General features: G+C 32.4%; 22 protein-coding genes and 1 riboswitch. Of the genes, 7 read left to right on the top strand and 15 right to left on the bottom strand.

What is annotated here, in order from left to right:
- Nucleotides 1-7 precede the first annotated feature (7 nt).
- Nucleotides 8-412 (top strand): hypothetical protein, encoded by a 405-nt coding sequence (locus Q4517_RS12255; protein ID WP_303509824.1) that lies wholly within the window; start codon nucleotides 8-10, stop codon nucleotides 410-412.
- Here the strand turns inward: Q4517_RS12255 and Q4517_RS12250 are convergent.
- Nucleotides 409-1386, bottom strand: coding sequence for a polyprenyl synthetase family protein (locus Q4517_RS12250; RefSeq protein WP_303509822.1), 978 nt, complete (start codon nucleotides 1384-1386; stop codon nucleotides 409-411). The two genes, Q4517_RS12255 and Q4517_RS12250, sit on opposite strands and share 4 nt — an antisense overlap.
- Nucleotides 1387-1439: 53 nt before the next feature.
- Between Q4517_RS12250 and Q4517_RS12245 the strand changes: the two genes are divergently transcribed.
- Nucleotides 1440-1712 carry a hypothetical protein gene (locus Q4517_RS12245; RefSeq protein ID WP_303509817.1) on the top strand — a complete coding sequence of 91 codons (273 nt, stop codon included), beginning with the start codon at nucleotides 1440-1442 and terminating at the stop codon, nucleotides 1710-1712.
- Between the two features lie 2 nt (nucleotides 1713-1714).
- Here Q4517_RS12245 and rlmN read toward each other — a convergent pair whose 3' ends face one another.
- The 14 genes from rlmN to Q4517_RS12175 all read right to left on the bottom strand — a co-directional run bounded on the left by rlmN (nucleotide 1715) and on the right by Q4517_RS12175 (nucleotide 14554).
- Complete coding sequence (gene rlmN, locus Q4517_RS12240) at nucleotides 1715-2755, bottom strand: 23S rRNA (adenine(2503)-C(2))-methyltransferase RlmN (RefSeq protein ID WP_303509814.1); 1041 nt, start codon at nucleotides 2753-2755, stop codon at nucleotides 1715-1717.
- A 68-nt stretch (nucleotides 2756-2823) separates the two neighbouring features.
- Entirely contained in the window at nucleotides 2824-3873 is a 1050-nt protein-coding gene (gene queA, locus Q4517_RS12235; protein ID WP_303509811.1) for a tRNA preQ1(34) S-adenosylmethionine ribosyltransferase-isomerase QueA, read from the bottom strand.
- Nucleotides 3874-3940: 67 nt separating this feature from the next.
- Nucleotides 3941-5170: a 3-phosphoshikimate 1-carboxyvinyltransferase gene (locus Q4517_RS12230; protein ID WP_303509808.1), complete on the bottom strand. Its 1230-nt coding sequence runs from the start codon at nucleotides 5168-5170 to the stop codon at nucleotides 3941-3943.
- Between the two features lie 6 nt (nucleotides 5171-5176).
- The gene (locus tag Q4517_RS12225; protein WP_303509806.1) at nucleotides 5177-5425 is read right to left on the bottom strand and encodes a hypothetical protein; all 249 of its coding nucleotides are present in this window, start codon (nucleotides 5423-5425) and stop codon (nucleotides 5177-5179) included.
- Complete coding sequence (locus tag Q4517_RS12220; RefSeq protein WP_086031186.1) at nucleotides 5426-5752, bottom strand: nucleotide pyrophosphohydrolase; 327 nt, start codon at nucleotides 5750-5752, stop codon at nucleotides 5426-5428.
- A gap of 47 nt (nucleotides 5753-5799) precedes the next feature.
- Nucleotides 5800-6177, bottom strand: a complete 378-nt coding sequence (locus Q4517_RS12215) for a VOC family protein (RefSeq protein WP_303509799.1) — start codon at nucleotides 6175-6177, stop codon at nucleotides 5800-5802.
- Nucleotides 6168-7385: an MFS transporter gene (locus Q4517_RS12210; RefSeq protein WP_303509796.1), complete on the bottom strand. Its 1218-nt coding sequence runs from the start codon at nucleotides 7383-7385 to the stop codon at nucleotides 6168-6170. Before Q4517_RS12210 ends, Q4517_RS12215 begins: the two co-directional genes overlap by 10 nt.
- A gap of 238 nt (nucleotides 7386-7623) precedes the next feature.
- Nucleotides 7624-8373, bottom strand: a complete 750-nt coding sequence (locus tag Q4517_RS12205) for a cyclase family protein (RefSeq protein ID WP_303509794.1) — start codon at nucleotides 8371-8373, stop codon at nucleotides 7624-7626.
- A gap of 12 nt (nucleotides 8374-8385) precedes the next feature.
- On the bottom strand, nucleotides 8386-9540 hold the full coding sequence (hemW, locus tag Q4517_RS12200) for a radical SAM family heme chaperone HemW (protein WP_303509792.1): 1155 nt from the start codon (nucleotides 9538-9540) through the stop codon (nucleotides 8386-8388).
- A 1-nt stretch (nucleotide 9541) separates the two neighbouring features.
- On the bottom strand, nucleotides 9542-10219 hold the full coding sequence (locus tag Q4517_RS12195; RefSeq protein ID WP_274639157.1) for a hypothetical protein: 678 nt from the start codon (nucleotides 10217-10219) through the stop codon (nucleotides 9542-9544).
- Between the two features lie 2 nt (nucleotides 10220-10221).
- Nucleotides 10222-10773: a crossover junction endodeoxyribonuclease RuvC gene (ruvC, locus tag Q4517_RS12190; RefSeq protein WP_303509782.1), complete on the bottom strand. Its 552-nt coding sequence runs from the start codon at nucleotides 10771-10773 to the stop codon at nucleotides 10222-10224.
- An 8-nt stretch (nucleotides 10774-10781) separates the two neighbouring features.
- On the bottom strand, nucleotides 10782-12404 hold the full coding sequence (gene ade, locus Q4517_RS12185) for an adenine deaminase (protein WP_303509779.1): 1623 nt from the start codon (nucleotides 12402-12404) through the stop codon (nucleotides 10782-10784).
- A 90-nt stretch (nucleotides 12405-12494) separates the two neighbouring features.
- Nucleotides 12495-14087, bottom strand: a complete 1593-nt coding sequence (gene pckA / locus Q4517_RS12180) for a phosphoenolpyruvate carboxykinase (ATP) (protein ID WP_303509777.1) — start codon at nucleotides 14085-14087, stop codon at nucleotides 12495-12497.
- A gap of 86 nt (nucleotides 14088-14173) precedes the next feature.
- On the bottom strand, nucleotides 14174-14554 hold the full coding sequence (locus Q4517_RS12175) for a DUF423 domain-containing protein (RefSeq protein ID WP_303509774.1): 381 nt from the start codon (nucleotides 14552-14554) through the stop codon (nucleotides 14174-14176).
- 80 nt (nucleotides 14555-14634) lie between these two features.
- Here Q4517_RS12175 and Q4517_RS12170 point away from each other — a divergent pair, with 80 nt between their 5' ends.
- The 5 genes from Q4517_RS12170 to metE all read left to right on the top strand — a co-directional run bounded on the left by Q4517_RS12170 (nucleotide 14635) and on the right by metE (nucleotide 21608).
- Nucleotides 14635-16005, top strand: coding sequence for a saccharopine dehydrogenase family protein (locus Q4517_RS12170; protein WP_303509773.1), 1371 nt, complete (start codon nucleotides 14635-14637; stop codon nucleotides 16003-16005).
- 114 nt (nucleotides 16006-16119) lie between these two features.
- Nucleotides 16120-16689, top strand: a complete 570-nt coding sequence (locus tag Q4517_RS12165; protein ID WP_303509770.1) for a Crp/Fnr family transcriptional regulator — start codon at nucleotides 16120-16122, stop codon at nucleotides 16687-16689.
- An 83-nt stretch (nucleotides 16690-16772) separates the two neighbouring features.
- Entirely contained in the window at nucleotides 16773-18047 is a 1275-nt protein-coding gene (locus Q4517_RS12160; RefSeq protein WP_303509767.1) for an NAD(P)/FAD-dependent oxidoreductase, read from the top strand.
- Nucleotides 18048-18055: 8 nt separating this feature from the next.
- The gene (locus Q4517_RS12155; protein ID WP_303509765.1) at nucleotides 18056-18802 is read left to right on the top strand and encodes a DJ-1/PfpI family protein; all 747 of its coding nucleotides are present in this window, start codon (nucleotides 18056-18058) and stop codon (nucleotides 18800-18802) included.
- A gap of 109 nt (nucleotides 18803-18911) precedes the next feature.
- Nucleotides 18912-19098, top strand: a riboswitch (cobalamin riboswitch).
- A 185-nt stretch (nucleotides 19099-19283) separates the two neighbouring features.
- Complete coding sequence (gene metE, locus Q4517_RS12150) at nucleotides 19284-21608, top strand: 5-methyltetrahydropteroyltriglutamate--homocysteine S-methyltransferase (protein ID WP_303509763.1); 2325 nt, start codon at nucleotides 19284-19286, stop codon at nucleotides 21606-21608.
- The last annotated feature ends 19 nt before the right edge of the window (nucleotides 21609-21627 follow it).

Raw genomic sequence — 21627 nt, 5'->3', positions numbered from 1 at the left:
TAGTAAAATGTTCATTAATAAACTTCCATACACTCTAGGTATACCTTTTGAAGATTGTTCAATAGATTTGAAATTCATTGAAGTAAACTCTCATATGGGCAAGCTGTACAAAAGTCAAAAACTTTCTGAAGTTTATATTTTTGGAAAAAAATTCAATTCAAATTGTTTTCTTTGGTTTCAACATGAAAAGATTACTCGAATTAAATATTTATTCGATTTAAAACACTTTGATTTATTCTACAACTCTATTAATGAAAATTTACCCGAAGGCTACTTTTTAAAAGAAGACCCTTTAAACAACATTGAAATGTATGATTGCTTTATTAATAACCTATGTATAAGTTTAAATAAACTTAAAGACTACATAAGCTTAGAAATATGGGAAATTAAAAGCAATAATCCTTCCCTTTAAATCTTACGCTCTACAACATAATCAATCATTTGAAGTAAAGAGCTTTTATATTCCGAATCAGGGTAATTATTCAGAATAGCTAATGCCTTATTTTTATAATCATGCATTTTAGCAGTCGTATATTCTAAACCTCCGTTTTGTTTTACAAAAGCAATTACTTCTTTTACACGCTTTTTATTTGTATTATGTTTTTTTACGGAGTTAATTAACCACGATTTTTCTTTTTTTGAACAGTTATTCAGCGTATAAATCAACGGAAGCGTCATTTTTTGCTCTTTGATATCAATTCCTGTTGGCTTTCCTATTTTATCTTCAGTATAATCAAATAAATCATCCTTAATTTGAAAAGCAATACCTATGTATTCGCCGAACTTTCGCATCTGTTGCACTGTTTTATTATTCGCTCCAACTGATGCAGCACCAATACCACAACAAGCTGCAATTAACGTAGCTGTTTTTTGGCGGATAATTTCAAAATAAATTTCTTCGGTAATATCAAGTTTACGAGCTTTTTCGATTTGCAATAACTCTCCTTCACTCATTTCTCGTACAGCGATGGAAATCAACTTTAACAAATCGAAATCTTCATTATCTATAGAGAGTAATAACCCTTTTGAAAGTAAGTAATCACCTACAAGAACAGCTATTTTATTTTTCCAAAGTGCATTGATTGAGAAAAAACCTCTACGGCGGTTACTGTCATCAACCACATCATCATGTACCAAGGTTGCCGTATGAATTAGCTCTACCACAGATGCTCCACGATATGTACGTTCATCAAAACCGCCATTAGAAACCATTTTTGCGACTAAAAACACAAACATTGGTCGCATTTGTTTTCCCTTTCTACGAACGATATAATAAGTAATTCTGTTTAATAATGGAACTTTAGACAACATCGAGTCTTTGAACTTAGTTTCAAAGAGTTCCATTTCTTTAGCAATCGGAAGTTTTATTTGCTCTACTGGCTTCATATAGTAAACAAAAATAAGAATAAAAAATGTTTACTTTTGATTAAAAACAAAATATGAAACATTTAAAAACAAGAGGGGTTATTTTTATTATAATCTGTACCTGTTTTATATTGTTTGGTATTTATATTTCTGACAGTAATCAACGTTCTTGTTTAGGGAATCCTGTTATTTTACCGTACACTTTTTTAGGTCTTCCTTCTATATTTTTCTTAGGAATATTAGATATAACCGTATTAGCTTTCTCAAAAAAACTAAAACTTTACAAAGCTATTATCGACTTAAGTTTAATGCTAGTCTCTTTTCTTATCGTTTTTCTGTTTATGTAAACCTAGGATTTATTAGCTAACTGCCCACAAGCAGCATCAATATCTTTTCCGCGAGAACGACGTACATTTACCACAATATCATTCATTTCAAGATTGGAAATATAATTATTTAAAGCCCTATCTGAAGCTTGCTGAAACTCTCCATCATCTATTGGGTTATATTCAATTAAATTGACTTTACAAGGAACATAACTACAGAATCGAACCAACGCATCAATATCTTCTTTTCGATCATTAATTCCATTCCAAACAACATACTCATAAGTTATTTTTCGATTGGTCTTTTCGTACCAATACTCCAGAGCTTCTTTTAAATCTTTTAAAGGAAAAGTAGCATTAAAAGGCATTATAGATGTTCGAACCTCATCAATAGCAGAATGTAGCGATACTGCTAAATTAAAACGAACTTCGTCATCTGCCATTTTTTTAATAATCTTAGGCACGCCTGAAGTTGATACTGTAATTCTACGAGCAGCCATTCCTAAACCTTCTTCTGAAGTTATTTTATCAATAGCTTTAATTACATTGTTATAATTCATTAAAGGCTCTCCCATCCCCATAAAAACAATATTTGAAAGTTTATGATTATGATATAGTCTACTTTGCTTATCAATTGCCACAACTTGATCGTAGATTTCATCTGCATTTAAATTACGCATACGTTTTAAACGAGCTGTTGCGCAAAACTTACAATCTAAACTACAACCTACTTGACTAGACACACAAGCAGTGGTACGTTTTTCAGTAGGAATTAAAACTGACTCCACAATTAACCCATCATGGAGCTTAATCGCATTTTTTATGGTACCATCATTACTACGCTGCATTGTATCAACTTCAATATGATTAATTACGAAGTTTTCATCTAACATTTTTCGCGTAGCCTTAGACAGACTCGTCATATCGTCAAAAGAATGGGCAGCTTTATGCCATAACCATTCGTATACTTGATTACCACGAAAAGCTTTATCTCCATTTTCAACAAAAAAATTACGGAGCTGCTCTTTAGTTAATGCGCGTATGTCTTTCTTCTTTACTATCATCAGGTACAAAAATACACAAAACCTCACAAGTAACTTGTGAGGTTTTGTTTTTGGTTTAAAAAACTATTTTATAAAATTAACATCGCATCTCCATACGAGTAAAATTTATATTTTTCTTTAATTGCTTCTTGGTATGCTTCCATCATAAAATCATGCCCTGCAAATGCAGAAACCATCATCAACAACGTTGATTTTGGTGTATGAAAATTAGTTACCATGCAGTTAGCAATACTAAAATCATATGGAGGAAAAATGAACTTATTTGTCCATCCTTCATAAGCATTTAATTCATTACTTGAAGATACTGATGACTCAATTGTTCTCATCACCGTAGTACCTACTGCACATACTCTTTTTTTCTTTGTTATTGCATTATTTACCATATCTGCACTAGCTTGAGGAATAACAATCTGCTCTGAATCCATCTTGTGCTTTGATAAATCTTCAACCTCAACTGGATTAAAAGTACCTAAACCTACATGTAATGTAGTTTCAGCAAAATCTACTCCTTTAATTTCTAAACGCTTCATTAAGTGTTTAGAGAAATGTAGTCCTGCTGTTGGAGCTGCTACTGCACCTTCATGCTTTGCAAAAATAGTTTGGTAACGATCTTCATCTTCTGGTTCTACCTCTCTTTTAATATATTTTGGTAACGGAGTTTCTCCTAATTCGATTAATTTCTTTCTAAATTCTTCGTAAGGACCGTCAAATAAGAATCGTAAAGTTCTTCCACGTGAAGTTGTATTATCTATAACTTCAGCTACTAAACTTTCATCTTCTCCAAAAAATAATTTGTTTCCTATTCTTATCTTTCTTGCTGGGTCTACTAATACATCCCACAAACGATTTTCAGCATTTAATTCGCGTAGTAAGAACACTTCAATACGAGCTCCTGTCTTCTCCTTATTCCCGAACATGCGAGCAGGAAAAACCTTCGTATTATTTAACATCATTACATCTCCCTCATCAAAATAATTGATTAAATCTTTAAACAATTTATGTTCGATTTTTTGGGTATCGCGATGTAATACCATTAAACGTGCTTCATCTCTGTGCTCTGAAGGATACTCTGCCAATAATTCTGGTGGCAATTCAAAACTAAAATTTGATAATTTCATTTGTAAAATTTTCTTAACGGTGGCAAATATACAATTTCAACATAGGCGTTGTCAAGTGATTGTCGTATTATTTTATGGTAACATTCTCAATTCCTACACAAAGCATATCTTTCCAAAAACTTCTATAGGATTTAGTTACTACTTCAGCTTCTAAAATTTCTATAGGAACTTTTAAGGCTAACGGTGCAAATGCCATTGCCATTCGATGATCATTATAAGTTGCTATTTGAATATTTTCTTTAATTTTTGAAGATGTTTTTAAGTGTAAGCTTTCATTAGTAACTGAAATTTCTGCTCCTAGTTTTGCCAACTCTTCGCGTAGCGCTTCTAATCGATCAGTTTCTTTAATTTTTAACGTATGTAATCCTGATAAATCACAAGCAACCCCTAATCCGAAGCATGTGACTGCAATAGTTTGTGCAATATCTGGGGCATTTTTTAAGTCTTGATTAAGTGCTGCTGAATTATGCTCTCTCTCTTTTGTTAAAAGAATTGAGTTTTCTTCAAAAGTTGTGGCTACACCAAAATGCTTATATATTTCTGACAGACAACTATCTCCTTGTAAACTATCTTTTTTATACGCTGAAAGTTTTACCGAAGAACCAATTTTACTTAATGCAACAATTGAATAAAAATAGGAAGCGGAACTCCAATCTGACTCTACAACAATCACTTGCTTTTTTACAGTTGGTTTTGGCTTAATTTTAATGGCTTGTCCTTTAAACTCAGCTTCAATTTTTAATTGAGCTAATAATTGTAAAGTCATATTAATATAGGGAACCGACGTAATTTTTCCGACCAATTCAATTTCCAATCCTTTTTCTAAGCTTGGAGCAATTAATAGTAATGCTGAAATATATTGACTACTTACATTTCCATTAATTGAAACTTTCTCTTTTGTTAGTTTTCTTCCCGATATTTTAAGCGGAGGGTATCCTTCTTTTTCTACATAATCTATAGATGCTCCTAAATCGCGAAGCGCATTAACCAAAATTTCAATCGGTCGATTGTGCATGCGGTCTGATCCTTGCAATATTTTTGTAACGCCTTCTTGTGTTGCAAAAAAAGCAGTTAAAAAGCGCATCGCAGTTCCTGCATGTCCAATATCTGCAACTATATTATCAGAGGTTAACGCTCCTTGTAAATGGTGTGTATCGTCAGAATCTGACAAATTTTCAATTTGTAAACCTGAATATAATTGTTGTAAAATCAACAATCTATTCGATTCACTTTTTGAACCTGAAATGGTTATATGAGTACCTGAATTAAATTCTTCAGTTTTTAGTCTTAAATCCATAAAAAACTATTTCGTTTTTTTATTTACAATGTATATACTATAAATAAGTGCAATTACAATTTTACTTAGCCAAAAGCGAATCCATTGTTTATTTGCGAAGTGTACATTGTATACAGTTTCAAAGTCTCCTGAAAAAATAGCTCCCCCTGTTTTAAAGAATAGAGAAAAAACAGCTACGATTACTAAAAATGGGGTTCCTACTTTTAAAACATTAATCCAAAAACTTCCTTTTTGTATATTTTTTATGAGACTCATTTATTTCAGTTTTTCATTATTATGATGACGATCGTGATCTCGTTTCGTTTTAATATCTAACTTCTTATCAAAAGCTTCTTGTAAGTTTACTCCTGTTTGGTTTGCTAAACACAACACTACGAACATTACATCTGCTAATTCTTCTCCTAAATCTTTGTTTTTATCACTTTCTTTCTCACTTTGCTCTCCATAACGACGCGCAATAATTCGAGCTACTTCTCCAACTTCTTCAGTTAGTTGCGCCATATTTGTTAACTCGTTAAAGTAACGTACTCCATGATTTTTAATCCAATCGTCTACTTGTTTTTGTGCGTCTTGTATATTCATCGTTTATTTTCTTAATTAAAATATTCAAAGATAAAAACTTCTATTTCTTATTTGATTCGCCAAGGCGGATTTTTTCTATGCTCTCCTGCTTTAAACAGAATTAATTTATTACCATCTGGATCTAACAAGTGGGCTTCTCTCCATAACCATGTTTGATTTTTAGGTAACTGAGTAAATTGAATTCCTTTTTCTTGTAGTTTTTCTACTAATTCATCTAAATTTTCATCTTCAAAATACAACGTAATACCCTCTACTTTAGGCATCTTTTCTACTTGGTGAATTGAAAAAGTTGCTTCTCCATCAGGCACTTCAAACCGAACATATCTAGGGCTTGCATCTACAATAAGATGCAAGCCTAGTTTTTTATAAAATACAACAGATTGATTTACATCTATAGACGGAATTGTTACTTGGTTTAAGTCCATGCTATTACTTTTTCTCTTTTTACAATTCGTATTAACATAAATAAAAATAACACTCCAACTCCTGATAATACAATCATAAAGTTCCATGTATTATCAAATCCAATATTATCAATTAATTGCATTCCCGAATTATGTCCAAATATGTGTGACATAGAAAATGCAATACTATAATATGCCATGTATTCTCCTTGATTTCCTTTTTTTGCTCGCTCCATCACAAAGGCATTTGAAAAAGGAAATGCGATCATCTCTCCTATTGTCATCAGTAACATTCCTACAATTAAAATTCCTACCCAACCGGTTAAGTTAATTACTACAAAACTTAATCCTGTTAGTAATAGCCCAAGAAACATTAAGAACTCTTTAGTATACTTACTTTTTTCTAACCAAGTAATGAGCGGCATTTCTAATAGGAAAATGAAAAATCCGTTCATCCCCATTAACAATCCTATTTCTAACTCTGTCAAATGATGTATATCTTTATAATACAGTGGCATGGTAGAGAAATATTGTAAGAAAATAAACCCGAACACAAACATTCCTACAAAAAACACCCAAAAAGCCTTATCTGAAAAAATCGACTCTGGATTTTCTATCTTTATTTCATCTAATACTCTTGCTTTTTTAGGATGTAACACATTTACTAATAATATAGTTGCTAAAACACAAGTAACCCCATCTATCCAAAACAATCCGCTATATCCTAATGAAGTAATTATTAATCCTCCAACAGCAGGCCCTGCAGAAAAACCCAAGTTAATTGCCAGACGGATTAAGGTTACTGAACGTGTTTTATTTTCTGGTTTACTATAAGTATTTAAGGCTACAAACATAGCGGGTCTAAAAGTATCTGCTACTAGCATCACCAAAAAGATACCAATACAAAATCCCCAGAAAGTATCTACAAACTGTAAGGCTACAAAGAGTAATCCTGTTAAAAACAAACTGGTTTTCATCACCTTGTAAAAACCTATTTTATCTGCTAATTTTCCTCCCAACCAAGATCCTCCAACAGACCCTAATCCAAAGCAAGTCATAATCCAACCTACATCGTTTAAAGTAAAATGTAAACTTTCTCTTAAATACAAAGACATAAACGGAATTACCATTGTACCTGCCCTGTTTATTAAAGTTATTAAAGCGAGCCACCAAACCTCGCTAGAAAGCCCTTTAAAGGTGTTTAAATAATTAAAGTAGAGTTTTTTCATATGTTTATAGTTTAGTTGTTGTTATTAGTTATAAAAGTAAAAAGTCCGACTTTTCAGTCGGACTTTTTGTAATCATTATATTTTATATACACATAGTTATAATACATACATCGCCCGATCGTTTCTGTGTCTTACCACAGTCGATTTACATTGCTTATATGTATTAAAAATTGTCATTATTATTTCTAGATTGAAGTGTAAAACTAGTAAAAAAACGAATACACTAACATAAAAATTTTTAAATAATTTCGTAAAGTGTAGGTTTACTAGGTGTTGCATCGTTTTCAAATGGCGCTACCATTAGATTTAAAAAGTAAGTTCCATCTTTTATTTTATTGGGCACATATATAAATTCCGTAATGGTTGCCTGCATTCTAGTTATTCCTTGCGTATTCCAAAAGGCATTATGTGCTAATAATTTTCCTCCGTCTTTTTCTTTGTCCACCGACGGCAAATCAATTAGTAAATGTTCTATTCCTTTTTCTTTTAAGTATATAGCGCCTTCTTCTAACAGATAGGTTGGATTTGTATTTGAATAACGCATCGACTTTTTGTCTGACAGGTTTGGTAAGGTTCTGATGACTATTGCATCACGCTTTTTATTTCCTAGAACATTTTGTAATTGTTTTTTTGAAATTACAAAGTCCTTATTTTTTAACTGTTCTGGAGCGATAGTCACTACTTCTGCTAAAAAGAAAAATTTTGATAGTTCTTTGTTTACTGAATAAACTTCTTCTGTTATATGCCCCACGCATTCGGTATGTGTAATATGTGAGTGCGGATTAAATTGTATGTTATTAAAATTTACATCAGCTCCTTGTTGTACACTTCCAATCCAATTCCCATCAGAAACAGGGAAAATTTTAGGGTCATCTAAATACCAGGCATTTACATTTTCTTTTGAGGTATCAATAGCTATTGAAATGTCTAGTGGTTTTGATAAATCTATTTTGTACTTTCTTGAGTTGTATTCAATTGTTGCGATCATACTCAAATATACCTAAATTATGAATAACTCACTAGCCAATCCATCTGCTAAGAACTTTCCTTTTGATGTAGTTTTCAACTTCTCGATACAATTTTGATTCTTACCAAAATTACTCGAAGTGACAACTAACAAACCTTGATTGATAAACTTCTCTGCATTTTTAAGGAGATTTTTTCTAAATTCTTCCCCGAAATCTTCCTCAATTTTCTCTAGCGACACTCCCCAAATGGTTCTTAATCCTGTCATTAAATATTCATTAAACTGATCTTTCTTAGTGAGTTTCTCTTGCTCCAAAGGGAGTTTTCCTTCTTGAATTGCTTTGATATATTTTGCATTGTTGGCGACATTCCAACTACGATGTGTTTTATTGAACGAATGTGCAGAAGGACCAATTCCTATATATTTTTTTCCTAACCAATAACTAGTATTGTGCTTTGAAAAATAATTAGGTTTTCCAAAATTGGAAATTTCGTAATGTACAAATCCGTTTTTAGTGGTTTCTGCTACCAAAATATCAAAATGTTCTTTAGCTACCGTTTCGTCAACATCAGGATATTTTCCTTGCTTGATAAACGAATCTAACGCTGTTTTAGGCTCTACTGTTAGCGCATACGATGAAATATGATTGATCTCGAAATCAAAAGCTATTTGCAAATTTTCTCTCCAACGTTCATTACTCATATTCGGAACTCCGTAAATCAAATCAATAGTAATATTATCAAAGTAGCGTGTCGCGACAGACAAGCAGTTTTTTGCTTCTTGTGCATTATGAGCTCGATTCATCAATTGTAAATCTTCTTCAAAAAAAGATTGTATTCCTATGCTTAAGCGATTAACAGGGGTTTCAGATAATTCAATTATTTTTTCTTCTGATAAATCATCTGGATTTGCTTCTAAGGTAATTTCTAGATTTGATACTACGGTATAGTTCTGATAAATAGTATCTATCAACAACCTTAATTCTTCAACCGACAATAAACTCGGTGTTCCTCCTCCAAAATAAATCGTTTCTATTTCTTCATTTTGTAACTCTTCCTTTCGCAATTCTAGCTCTTTCACCAAGCAAGAAACTAACTCCTCTTTCTTTTTTAATGAAGTAGAAAAGTGAAAATCGCAATAATAACATGCTTGCTTACAAAATGGGATATGTAGATAAATTCCTGCCAAATTATTTATGTAAGCTTTCAGTAATCAAAATTAATTTCTCTTTAATCAATTGTAATTTTGGATACAGTTCATCCATGTAGGTTTTAGAAGACTTCGAGTACTTATCTACTATAGAATCATAATAACTGATTTCAACTTCATCTTTTTTTAGTTTGAATTTAAAGTCTACTATTTCTAAACCTATTTCATAAAGTAAAAGATGTTTTTTTATTATCAATTTAGAAAAGTCTCCAATTATTCTCTTAAACTCCTCATCTATAAACTCATGAAGTTTTAATTCAAAAGAATATCTATTTAAAGTAAAGTTCTCATATGATTTATTAATATCTCCTTTAAAATGGTTGTAACTGTCAAAATCATCAATATTATAGTTAAATATATTTATAGACTTCTCTGTCAACAAATTCATACTGCTCCAAAAGTCATAAATAGTTTTTCTCTTTTCATTAACTAGGTTAACTTTATGAGACTTCAATATCTCTAAATTTACTTTTAATTTTTCTAAATCTTCATTAAATTCTTTTTTTACATTCTCCACCTCTCTAGTCAAATCAGAAATATCATCTTTATCTGCTAAGTTTTCAAATTTTTTCTTGAAAAAGAAATAGCTTCCTATCAAAACTAAACCTAACAAAAATAAAATTGGGTTCTGCAAAAAAATCTCTAAAACTTCTTTCATAATTAACTAATTTTTTTCGGGTTTTGTTTTACAAACGCTGCCCAACCTGTATAGTTCTTACCTCCTACTTCTGTTCCTGAATTATAAAAATGACATACCGCAGCTGCTAAACCATCAGTAGCATCTAGATTTTTAGGTAATTCCTTTAAGTTCAACAGTGATTTTAGCATTAACGCTACTTGTTCTTTACTTGATGTTCCTTTACCTGTAATTGCCATTTTTATTTTCTTAGGTGCGTACTCCGTTACTGGTATTTGTCTTGACAATCCTGCTGCCATAGCCACTCCTTGTGCGCGTCCTAATTTCAACATGGATTGTACATTCTTCCCATAAAAAGGAGCTTCCAACGCTATTTCATCTGGATGATAAGTGTCAATCAATTCAATGGTACGTTCAAAAATAATTTTGAGTTTTAAATAATGATCGTCATATTTTTTTAAGAGCAATTCATTCATCTGAACAAATTCCATCTTTTTTCCTACCACCTTTATAATTCCGAACCCCATGATAGAAGTTCCTGGATCAATCCCTAATATAATTTTTTCTGTCTTCAAACTCTCGTTTATTTAACTTCTAAAGAAGTAAATTTAAATGTGTTCCCATCAAACAAGCCTTTGTCTGATAGTTTTAAGGATGGAATTACTAACAATGCCATAAAAGATAGGGTCATATACGGAGCTCGTAATTTACTACCTAATTGTTTTGCCATGGCATCCAATTCTGCATAGGCTTTTCCTATTTCAACTGCTGGTTTATCTGACATGATTCCTGCAACGGGAAGCGGAACTACTTTTTCTTCAGAAGATGTTACAGCGCAAACTCCTCCTTTATTTTCAATCAATAAATTTACCGCCTTACAAATCAATTCATCCGATACGCCAACGGCAATAATATTATGAGAATCATGTCCTACAGAACTCGCTATTGCTCCTTCTTTTAATCCGAAGTTTTTGATAAACGCAATCGAAGGTTCTGCATTTTGATAACGATTTACTACCGTCATTTTTAGCACATCGTTTGCTACATCAGAAACTAAATTTCCTTCTTTTATTAACGAATCTACTTCTATTTCATTCGTCACTAATTCTCCATCTAGAGCTTCTATCACTCGAATCTTTTCAGATGCTGAATGAAACTCAAAATCAACAACACTCTTTTTATCATTCTCAAAATTATTCAACACTTCAAAGTCTACATGCTGTACAAATGATTTTCCGTTTTCAGCCACTAACTCACCGTTAATGTATGTTTGAAGCACTTCAAATTTTTGTAAGTCTTTTACTACGATAAAATCAGCCGTATCTCCTTCATTCAATCTTCCTACATCTAAATTGTAATGCTCAACTGGATTGATACAAGCAGCTTGTAACACTTTAAAAACATCTATTCCTTTCGCTACTGTACGCTCACATAATTGGTTGATATGTCCTAATAACAAATCATCTGGATGTTTATCATCGGAACAGAACATCATATTCTCATAATATTCAGGAAGTAAATCGATTAATGCTTCAAAGTTTTTTGCAGCACTTCCTTCACGGATAATAACTTTCATCCCCTTTTCTAACTTCTCCAATCCTTCTTCATAGGTAAAGCATTCGTGATCGGTATAAATTCCTGCCGCTATATATTTATCTAAATCTTCTCCTCGTAGTCCAGGTGCATGACCATCTACAGGTTTGTTGTAATGTTTTGCCCAAGCGATTTTTTGCAACACTTCTTCATCTTGATAAATAACCCCTGGGTAATTCATCATTTCTGCTAAATACTTGATATCAGGATTCTCCATCATCTTTTTTATATCTTCTGAATCAATGACAGCTCCTGCACTTTCAAAAGAAGTTGCTGGTACACATGATGGCGCTCCAAAATTAAATTTTAACGGAACTTTTTTTCCGTTTTCAATCATAAAATCTACTCCTTTTACACCTAATACATTGGCTATTTCATGCGGATCGGATACTGTTGCTACCGTACCGTGTGTTACGGCTATTTTAGCAAACTCTGATGGCACTAACATAGAGCTTTCTATATGAATATGCGCATCTATAAATCCGGGTAAAATATAGTTTTCTACAGTATGTTCTACTGCTCTAATTTGTGTAATCTTTCCTTCTTTAACCTCAACTTCTCCTTTAAAAATTCGTTTGTTTTGAATATCGACTATATTTCCCTGTACAATCATGCTAAAATTTATTTATTGCTAAAATACTGAGTATTTTTCACAAAAAAAGCATCCATAGTGGATGCTTTCTTAGTATTTATGTTATAAAGGTTACGCTATTGGTCCTCCTTTAATAATTTCCTCGCTTGCCATTTCTTCAAACTGAGCAAAGTTCTTTCTAAATGAATTTGCTAATTCCATAGCTTTTGCATCATAAGCATCTTTATCTGCCCATGTTTGCTTTGGATTTAACACTTCATCAGGAACATTTTCACAAGTAGTTGGCATTGATAATCCAAAAATTGGGTGTTGTACAAATTCAACGTTTTCTAAATTACCTTGTAAAGCCTCAGTAATCATAGCGCGAGTGTACTTTAATTTCATTCTGCTACCAGTACCGTAAGCACCTCCTGTCCATCCGGTGTTAATTAACCAAACGTTTACTCCTGCTTCTTGCATTTTCTTGCTTAACATTTCAGCGTAACGTGTTGGGTGTAATGGCATGAATGGAGCTCCAAAACAAGCTGAAAAACTTGGTAATGGCTCATTAATTCCAGCCTCAGTACCTGCTACTTTTGCTGTGTACCCAGAAATAAAGTGATATGCAGCTTGACCTGGTGTTAATTTAGAGATTGGAGGCAATACTCCAAAAGCATCTGCTGTTAAGAAGAAGATATTCTTTGGATTTGCACCTTTAGATGGTGTTTGAATATTTTCAATGTGATAAATAGGATAACTTACACGTGTATTTTGTGTAATTGATGTATCAGCAAAATCTACATTTCCTTTGTCATCCATTACGATATTTTCAAGAATCGCCCCTCTTTTAATCGCTCCGTAAATTTCTGGTTCTTTCTCTTGAGATAAGTCGATTACTTTTGCATAACATCCACCTTCAAAATTAAAAATTGTGTTTTCAGCAGTCCAACCATGCTCATCATCACCAATTAAACTACGATTTGGATCGGTAGATAAAGTAGTTTTACCTGTTCCTGATAATCCGAAGAAAATAGCAGTATCTCCATCTTTACCAACGTTTGCTGAGCAGTGCATTGGTAAGGTGTTTTTAAATACTGGTAAAATAAAGTTTAACGCAGAGAAAATTCCTTTTTTAATTTCTCCTGTATACCCTGTACCGCCAATTAATGCTATTTTTCTAGTAAAGTTTAAGATAGCAAAGTTATGTTGACGTGTTCCGTCTATTGCTGGATCAGCCATAAAATTTGGAGCATTTACTACTGTCCATTCTGGCGAAAAAGTCTTTAACTCCTCTGTTGTAGGACGTAAAAACATGTTGTGTGCAAACATGTTAGTCCAAGGGTGTTCGTTTACTACTCTAATATTTAACTTATAATCTTCGTCTGCACATGCATAACTATCACGCACAAACACTTCTTTATTTGATAAATAATTAGTTACCTTATCGTATAACTTGTCAAATTTTTCTGAATCGAAGGGAATGTTAATATCTCCCCACCAAACTTGGTCTTTAGTTATATCGTCTTTAACGATAAAACGATCCATTGGAGAACGACCTGTGAACTCACCTGTTTTAACAGCCAAAGCTCCAAAACTGGTTTCTACTCCTTGTTCTTTTTCAATAGTGATGTCGTGTAACTCGTCTGAAGTTAATTGATAACGAACCGTAGCGTCTTTTATGCCTAAGTTATCTAACGATATCGTTTTCGTATCAAGATTTGTCATCTTAAAAGATTTTAGTTGTGTTTAATTTTGGACAAAAATAGTTCTTTTTGATTAAAAAGGTGAATCATATAAAGATTTTATCAACTTTAACCTTTAATAACTTTTTTGAAAAAGCTATATATTAATAGACTCCAGCCCACGATTAATAGTATTCCTCCTAAAGGTGTTATAAACCAAATTGCTTTTGCTGGAACATTCGCTAGGTAAATTAGATAAATTGATCCTGAAAACAATAAAATTCCAGCTATTAAAAAATAGCTAATCCTGTTCTTTTCTTTGTTAGTAAATCCAGTAAACATGTTTACAAAAAGTAATAATAGCACATGAAAAAACTGATAACGTACAGCGGTTTCAAAACTCTCTAAAGCTTCTGGTGTTAATCTTGTTTTTAAAGCGTGAGCTCCGAAGGCTCCTAAAATAACAGCAATTACTCCTAAAACCCCTGCTATTGTTAAATTTTTATACATTATCTCAGTTTTTGTTTAAATTTAAACTTTTTTAGCGATATTGTCGCCTCAAAATTTATTGATAACAAAAATACATTATAATGAGAAATATATTGATAATTGGTGCTGGTAGATCAAGCTCTTCACTTATAAAATATTTATTAGATAAATCTTCACAAGAAAAACTACATATAACTATTGGTGATGTTTCATTAGAAAGCGCTCAATCTAAAGTTAACAATCATTCAAATGCTACAGCAATACAGTTAGATGTTTTTAACGCTGAGGAACGCTCACAAGCAATTCAAAAAGCAGATATCGTTATTTCAATGTTACCTGCTCGTTTTCATATTGAAGTAGCTAAAGATTGTATTGCTTACGGAAAGCACATGGTTACCGCCTCATATATTTCTGATGAAATGAAAGCTTTAGATGAAGAAGCTAAAGCTAAAGGATTAGTATTTATGAACGAAATTGGTCTGGATCCAGGAATCGATCACATGAGTGCTATGCAAGTTATTGACCGCATAAAGGAACAGGGTGGAAAAATGTTGTTATTTGAATCTTTTTGTGGTGGATTGGTAGCTCCTGAAAGTGATACTAATTTATGGAATTATAAATTTACTTGGAACCCAAGAAATGTGGTATTAGCTGGTCAAGGTGGAGCTTCTATGTTTATACAAGAAGGAACTTACAAGTACATTCCATACCAAAAATTATTTAGAAGAACTGAATTTTTAACCATTAATGGTAGTGGAAAATTTGAAGCGTATGCTAACCGTGATTCTTTAAAATATAGAAGTATTTATGGTTTAGAAGATATTAAAACCATGTATAGAGGAACAATTCGTAAAGTTGGATTTTCTCGTGCTTGGAACGTATTTGTTCAATTAGGAATGACTGATGACACTTATACTATTGAAGACTCAGAAAACATGAGCTATCGTGATTTCACAAATCTTTTCTTAGCATATTCTCCTTCCGATTCTGTTGAATTAAAGTTCCGTTCGTATACAAAGATTGATCAAGATGATTTAATGTGGGATAAATTTGTAGAGTTAGACATATTCAACCCAAATAAAAAAGTAGGATTGAAAAATGCTACTCCTGCTGAAATTTTACAAAAAATATTAATGGATTCTTGGACTCTTGAAGCTGAAGATAAAGATATGATTGTAATGCACCATATTTTTGGATATCAATACAAAGAAGACAAGTACCAAATTGAAAGTAGTATGGTGATTAAAGGTGATGACCAAACTTACACTGCAATGGCAAAAACTGTTGGACTACCTGTAGCTATGGCTACAGTACGTATTTTAAACGGTGATATTACCACTCCTGGTGTACAATTACCTATTAATAAAGAGGTGTACGAACCAATTTTAAAAGAGTTGGAAGATTACGGAATTAATTTTGTTGAAAAAGAAGTACCTTATTTAGGCTATAATCCTGAGAGTATAAAGGGATAAAAAATTTTCAAATAACTAATAAAAAGGCACCTAAACAAGGGTGCCTTTTCTTTTTTAGTTAAAAAGAACTAATTATAAAGTTAGTATTTTTACATTTCAATACTAAACTAACAAATGGCCGAAAGTATTTTAACAGAACATATTAAAGGTTACACTTCTTTTTCCGAAGAAGAGCTATCTGAAATAGTAACATTTTTTGATCATCAATCCTACAAGAAAAAAGAAACCTTACTATTTACTAGCCAACGATGTGATAAACTATTTTTTGTTGCTAAAGGTTGCTTGCAATTATACTTTATTGATGATTTAGGCTATAAAAAAACAACACAGTTTGCTTTAGAGAATTGGTGGCTAACAGACTTTTTAGCTTTTCAAAACCAAAAACACGCTAACTTTACGATAGAAACAATTGAAAGTTCTGAGGTTTTATCAATTTCCTTTTCAAAATATAACGAGTTATTAAATAAGTTTCCTTTATTAGAAAAATACTTTAGAAACATATACGAAACAGCTTATGGAGCTGCTTTAATGCGTTTAAAATATATTAACAGTTACTCTAAAGAAGAAATGTATTTTAGGTTTAGAGAAGACTTCCCTGAATTTGTACAACGAGTACCTCAATATTTATTAGCTAGTTTTTTAGGGTTAACTCCAGAATATTTAAGCGAAATTAAAAGAAAGTAGTTTTTCTTAAGCTAGTTTATTTTTTACTAAAACCTACTTAACTACCTTTGCACTTATATTTAATTTAAGGGCATAATAGCATTATGAAAAACATGAAAAAACTTGTCGTTGTTGGCGGCGGTTTTGCTGGATTAGAACTTATAAAAGGATTAGGAAATTCAGAAAGTTATCAGATTATTTTAGTAGATAGTAACAACTACAATTTCTTCCCTCCTTTAATCTACCAAGTATCCACAGGTTTTATGGAACCTTCTGCAATTAGTTATCCATTCAGAAAAATTTTAAGAAAATTTAAAAACGCTCGTTTTCGACTGGGTACTCTTGAAAAAATTGTTCCAGAAGAAAATAAAATAGTGGTAAGTAATGGAGAAATAGCATACGACATCCTAGTAATGGCAACTGGTACAGAGAGTAATTTTTTTGGAAACAAAAACATTGAAAAGTACAGTTTACCTATGAAAACCATTAGTGATGCGCTGTCTCTTAGAAATGTTATTTTAACTCGATTTGACCGAGCTACAAGAATTCACAACCCAGAAGAAAGAAAAAAGTGTTTAACTTTTGTTATTGCTGGCGCAGGTCCTACAGGTGTTGAACTTTCAGGGATTTTATCCGAGATTAAAACTTCAATTATCATAAAAGACTACCCTGAACTAGACGAAAATGATTTTGGAGAAATTCACCTTATTGATGGTCAAAGCTCTGTATTAGCTCCAATGTCCAAAAGAGCACAAGAATATACCTCTAAGAAATTAAGTGAACTTGGGGTAACTTTGACAATGGACACCATGGTTAATGATTTTGATGGTGAAACTGTGTATTTATCAAACGGAGAAAAAATACATACTAAAAACCTTATATGGGCAGCTGGTGTGTCTGCTAAAACATTTGATGGTTTTTCAAAGGAGAGTTTTGGTGCTGGTAGAAGGTTAAAAACAAATCAGTTCAACCTAGTACATTCATATGATAACATTTATGCTTTAGGGGACTGTGCTTTGATTTTAGGAGACAAAAACTATCCTAAAGGACATCCTCAATTAGCACAACCTGCATTACAACAAGCTAGAAACTTAGCTAAAAATCTTTCTAGAAAAAATAGTAACTGGAAGACTTTTCAATACAATGATAAAGGTTCATTAGCTATTATTGGACGAAATAAGGCTGTACTTGATTTCCCTGGGCAAAAACAATCTTTAAAAGGTTTTGTTGCTTGGTTAATTTGGATTTTTGTACACATTATGGGACTTGTAAACTTCAAAAACAAAGTAAGAACACTCTATAACTGGTTAGGCTATTACATATATAAAGACCAATACTTTAGAATGATTATTAAACCTACTCAAAGAGATACTAAATAAAAACACACATGAAAAACCTAAGTATTGTAGTAATTTTAATTTTTGCAATTATTACTGTTAGTTGTAATTCAGAAAAATCAAAAACCAACAAAAAAACTGATCAAGTTGTATCTCCATCTGATACTCTAACTAAACATTTAAAACCATTTAATCCTGAATTACCAACTATAGGGCTTTTAATGTTTAACGGAGTTTTACAAGGAGAAGTTATAGCAACATCTGATGTTTTTGGAAAAGTAGACAAAGAGGGCAAACAACTTTTTAATGTAGTAACGATAGCTGAAACAGCTAAACCTATTACTACCGAAGAAGGAATGCATTTTGTTCCAGACTACACTTTTGATAATTGCCCCAAACTAACAGCTTTATTTGTTCCAAGTGCTTACGATATGTATACGCAGGTGCATAATGATAAAATTGTAGATTTTATAAAAACAAAAAATCAAGAGACCCAATACACTGTTAGTAATTGTGCTGGTGCTAACTTAATTGGTAAATCTGGTATAGCTGATGGCCATAAAATTGTAACATGGATTGGTGGTGGTGAACAACTACAAAAAGATTACCCTAATTTAAAAGTTCAAAACGACAGCTTGGTAACTTTTATTAAAGATGGTAAGTTTTTATCTTCAAACGGAAATTTAGCAAGTTATATTTCAGCGTTAGAACTACTCGAAATCATGACAAATATAGAGCACAGGAAATTCGTTGAAAGCTATCTATACTTAGATCAACTTAAAAACTGGGAAAAATAACAAAATTTAAAATCTTGTTAAAACTCAAGAAGCATCAGTATACTGATGCTTTTTTTATTACCAGTTCTAAAAAAATAATACATACATTTACCCCGATAAGTTCTTTACATACTTCATCAACCGGAAAGGTTTTACTTAGCTGTAGATTAATAGGGAATCGTGTGAAAATCACGAACTGTCGCGCAACTGTAAGTAACACACCAAAAGTTTTTATCCTAGTATATCCACTGCAAAAGCGGGAAGGATGATAAAAACTGTTATAAGTCAGGAGACCTGCCTATTCGGATATTGACAATGCTTTCGCGATTTGAAGCCTTTGGGTCATACCGATGATATATTTTAACGTACACTTTCTCTTATGAAATGCTGTGCTTTTTTGGTATGTCATTATTTCTTCTCAAGCATCACATCGTTTTTTAGCATTGCGAAGCATCTAAAAGAACTTTTAAAATTAATGTTTAATTATAAAAGTTAAAAAGAAATGCAAACGCACATTCTTGGCTATCCGCGTATTGGTAGCAACAGAGAACTCAAAAAAGCCTGCGAGCAATATTGGTCGGGCAAAACAAGTTTACAGGAACTTCTTGAAACAGGAAGAAACATCTGTCAACAAAACTGGAAAACACAACAAGAAGCAGGTATAGACCTTATTCCTTGTAATGATTTTTCTTATTACGATCAAGTGTTAGATATGACACTCAGCGTTGGCGCTATCCCTAAACGTTACAACGAAGTAGCTTTAAAAGCTTCAAACTCTGAACTAGATCTCTATTTTGCCATGGCAAGAGGATATCAAAAAGATGAGCTTGATATTACTGCTATGGAAATGACTAAGTGGTTTGACACTAACTACCATTACATTGTTCCCGAATTCTATAAAGACCAGGAGTTTAAACTATTCTCTAATAAAATTGTTAATGAATTTGTTGGAGCTAAACAATTAGGAATTAATGCTAAACCTGTAATTATTGGTTTAGTTAGCTACCTTATTTTAGGTAAAGAAAAAGAAGAGGGGTTTAATAAGTTAGATTTAGCAACAAAACTACTTCCTGTGTATATGGAAATTCTTCAAGAGCTTCAAGCACAAGGTGCAAAATATATTCAATTTGATGAGCCTTTTTTAGCGTTAGACCTAAACGAAAAAGCTAAAGAAACCTATCAATTTATCTATAATGAAATTAGAAGGAAGTTTCCTAATTTAAAATTTATAGTTACCACTTACTTTGAAGGTTTAAAAGACAATCTTTCATTAGCTAACACACTTCCTATCGATACATTACATATCGACTTAGTTCGTTGTGAATACCAATTAGACGATGTATTAAGCACTCTTTCTGAAGACAAGTCTCTATCGTTAGGTATTGTAGATGGAAGAAACATTTGGAAAAACGACTTTGAAAAATCGTTACAACTTATTCAAAAAGCAACCGATAGATTAGGCTCTGACAGAATCTTTATTGCTTCCTCATGTTCTTTATTACATTCTCCTTGCGATTTAGAACTAGAAACATCTTTAGATAATGATATTAAACAATGGCTTGCTTTCGCTAAGCAAAAACTTACAGAAGTAAATTTGTTAAAACAGTTATCTGAAGATACTACTAATAAAGCTATTTTGAATGCTTTTGAAGAAAACAAAAAAGCTATCGCAAGTAGAAAATCTTCAGCTTTGATTCATCATAACGACGTAAAACAACGTATTGATGCTATTACTGAAACTGATTCTCGAAGAAAAAATAGCTTTTCTGTTCGTAAAGAAGCGCAAGAAAAAGTATTGAATTTACCATTATTCCCTACTACAACCATTGGTTCATTTCCCCAAACTAAAGAAGTAAGAAGCTGGAGAGCACAATTTAAAAAAGGTACTTTAAATAGTGAGGAATATAAATATTTACTAAAGAAAGAAACTCAAAAAACCATTCAATGGCAAGAAAAAATAGGTCTTGATGTTTTGGTTCATGGTGAGTATGAGCGAAACGACATGGTAGAGTATTTTGGTGAACAACTTGCAGGAGTTACATTTACTAAAAAAGGCTGGGTTCAAAGTTATGGTAGCCGCTGTGTGAAGCCTCCTATTATTTACGGTGATGTTTACCGCCCCCATCCAATGACTGTTTATTGGTCACAGTACGCACAATCTTTAACTAATAATTGGGTTAAAGGAATGTTAACAGGACCTGTTACCATTTTACAATGGTCTTTTGTACGCGATGACCAGCCTCGTTCAACTACCTGTAAACAAATTGCATTAGCTATTCGCGATGAAGTTACAGATCTAGAAAAAGTGGGTATCAGAATTATTCAAATTGATGAACCTGCTATAAGAGAAGGACTTCCTCTACGAAAATCAGGTTGGAATGATTATCTAAAATGGGCTGTTGAAGCTTTTAAAATTTCATCATGCGGTGTAGATGATGCTACACAAATACATACACACATGTGCTATTCAGAGTTTAATGACATTATTCAAAACATTGCTGATATGGATGCTGATGTTATTACGATTGAATGCTCTCGTTCTCAAATGGAACTATTAAATGCTTTTGCTGATTTTAAATATCCAAATGAAATTGGCCCTGGAGTATATGACATTCATTCACCTAGAGTTCCTTCTATTCAAGAAATGCTTGAACTCTTACACAAAGCTCAAAAAGTTATTCCAGCCGCCCAGCTTTGGGTAAATCCTGATTGTGGTCTTAAAACCAGACATTGGGATGAAACAGAAAAAGCTTTACTTGCTATGGTTTCGGCTGCAAAAGAAGCTTCATTAAGGTACAATACTAATACACTGGAAACTATTACCTAACAGCTGACTAATTATAAAG

Source organism: Tenacibaculum sp. 1_MG-2023, from assembly GCF_030547425.1.
GTDB lineage: Bacteria > Bacteroidota > Bacteroidia > Flavobacteriales > Flavobacteriaceae > Polaribacter.
This window is presented reverse-complemented; position numbering and strand designations above follow the sequence as displayed.

Coding starts and splice junctions, on each gene's coding strand:
- Q4517_RS12160 (WP_303509767.1), top strand. CDS start 16,773: ATGAAAAACATGAAAAAACTTGTCGTTGTTGGCGGCGGTTTTGCTGGA.
- pckA (WP_303509777.1), bottom strand. CDS start 14,087: ATGACAAATCTTGATACGAAAACGATATCGTTAGATAACTTAGGCATA.
- Q4517_RS12220 (WP_086031186.1), bottom strand. CDS start 5,752: ATGAATATACAAGACGCACAAAAACAAGTAGACGATTGGATTAAAAAT.
- queA (WP_303509811.1), bottom strand. CDS start 3,873: ATGAAATTATCAAATTTTAGTTTTGAATTGCCACCAGAATTATTGGCA.
- Q4517_RS12230 (WP_303509808.1), bottom strand. CDS start 5,170: ATGGATTTAAGACTAAAAACTGAAGAATTTAATTCAGGTACTCATATA.
- Q4517_RS12255 (WP_303509824.1), top strand. CDS start 8: ATGTTCATTAATAAACTTCCATACACTCTAGGTATACCTTTTGAAGAT.
- metE (WP_303509763.1), top strand. CDS start 19,284: ATGCAAACGCACATTCTTGGCTATCCGCGTATTGGTAGCAACAGAGAA.
- Q4517_RS12245 (WP_303509817.1), top strand. CDS start 1,440: ATGAAACATTTAAAAACAAGAGGGGTTATTTTTATTATAATCTGTACC.
- Q4517_RS12155 (WP_303509765.1), top strand. CDS start 18,056: ATGAAAAACCTAAGTATTGTAGTAATTTTAATTTTTGCAATTATTACT.
- ade (WP_303509779.1), bottom strand. CDS start 12,404: ATGATTGTACAGGGAAATATAGTCGATATTCAAAACAAACGAATTTTT.
- Q4517_RS12175 (WP_303509774.1), bottom strand. CDS start 14,554: ATGTATAAAAATTTAACAATAGCAGGGGTTTTAGGAGTAATTGCTGTT.
- Q4517_RS12210 (WP_303509796.1), bottom strand. CDS start 7,385: ATGAAAAAACTCTACTTTAATTATTTAAACACCTTTAAAGGGCTTTCT.
- Q4517_RS12250 (WP_303509822.1), bottom strand. CDS start 1,386: ATGAAGCCAGTAGAGCAAATAAAACTTCCGATTGCTAAAGAAATGGAA.
- Q4517_RS12225 (WP_303509806.1), bottom strand. CDS start 5,425: ATGAGTCTCATAAAAAATATACAAAAAGGAAGTTTTTGGATTAATGTT.
- Q4517_RS12205 (WP_303509794.1), bottom strand. CDS start 8,373: ATGATCGCAACAATTGAATACAACTCAAGAAAGTACAAAATAGATTTA.
- Q4517_RS12170 (WP_303509773.1), top strand. CDS start 14,635: ATGAGAAATATATTGATAATTGGTGCTGGTAGATCAAGCTCTTCACTT.
- Q4517_RS12195 (WP_274639157.1), bottom strand. CDS start 10,219: ATGAAAGAAGTTTTAGAGATTTTTTTGCAGAACCCAATTTTATTTTTG.
- rlmN (WP_303509814.1), bottom strand. CDS start 2,755: ATGATAGTAAAGAAGAAAGACATACGCGCATTAACTAAAGAGCAGCTC.
- Q4517_RS12215 (WP_303509799.1), bottom strand. CDS start 6,177: ATGGACTTAAACCAAGTAACAATTCCGTCTATAGATGTAAATCAATCT.
- Q4517_RS12165 (WP_303509770.1), top strand. CDS start 16,120: ATGGCCGAAAGTATTTTAACAGAACATATTAAAGGTTACACTTCTTTT.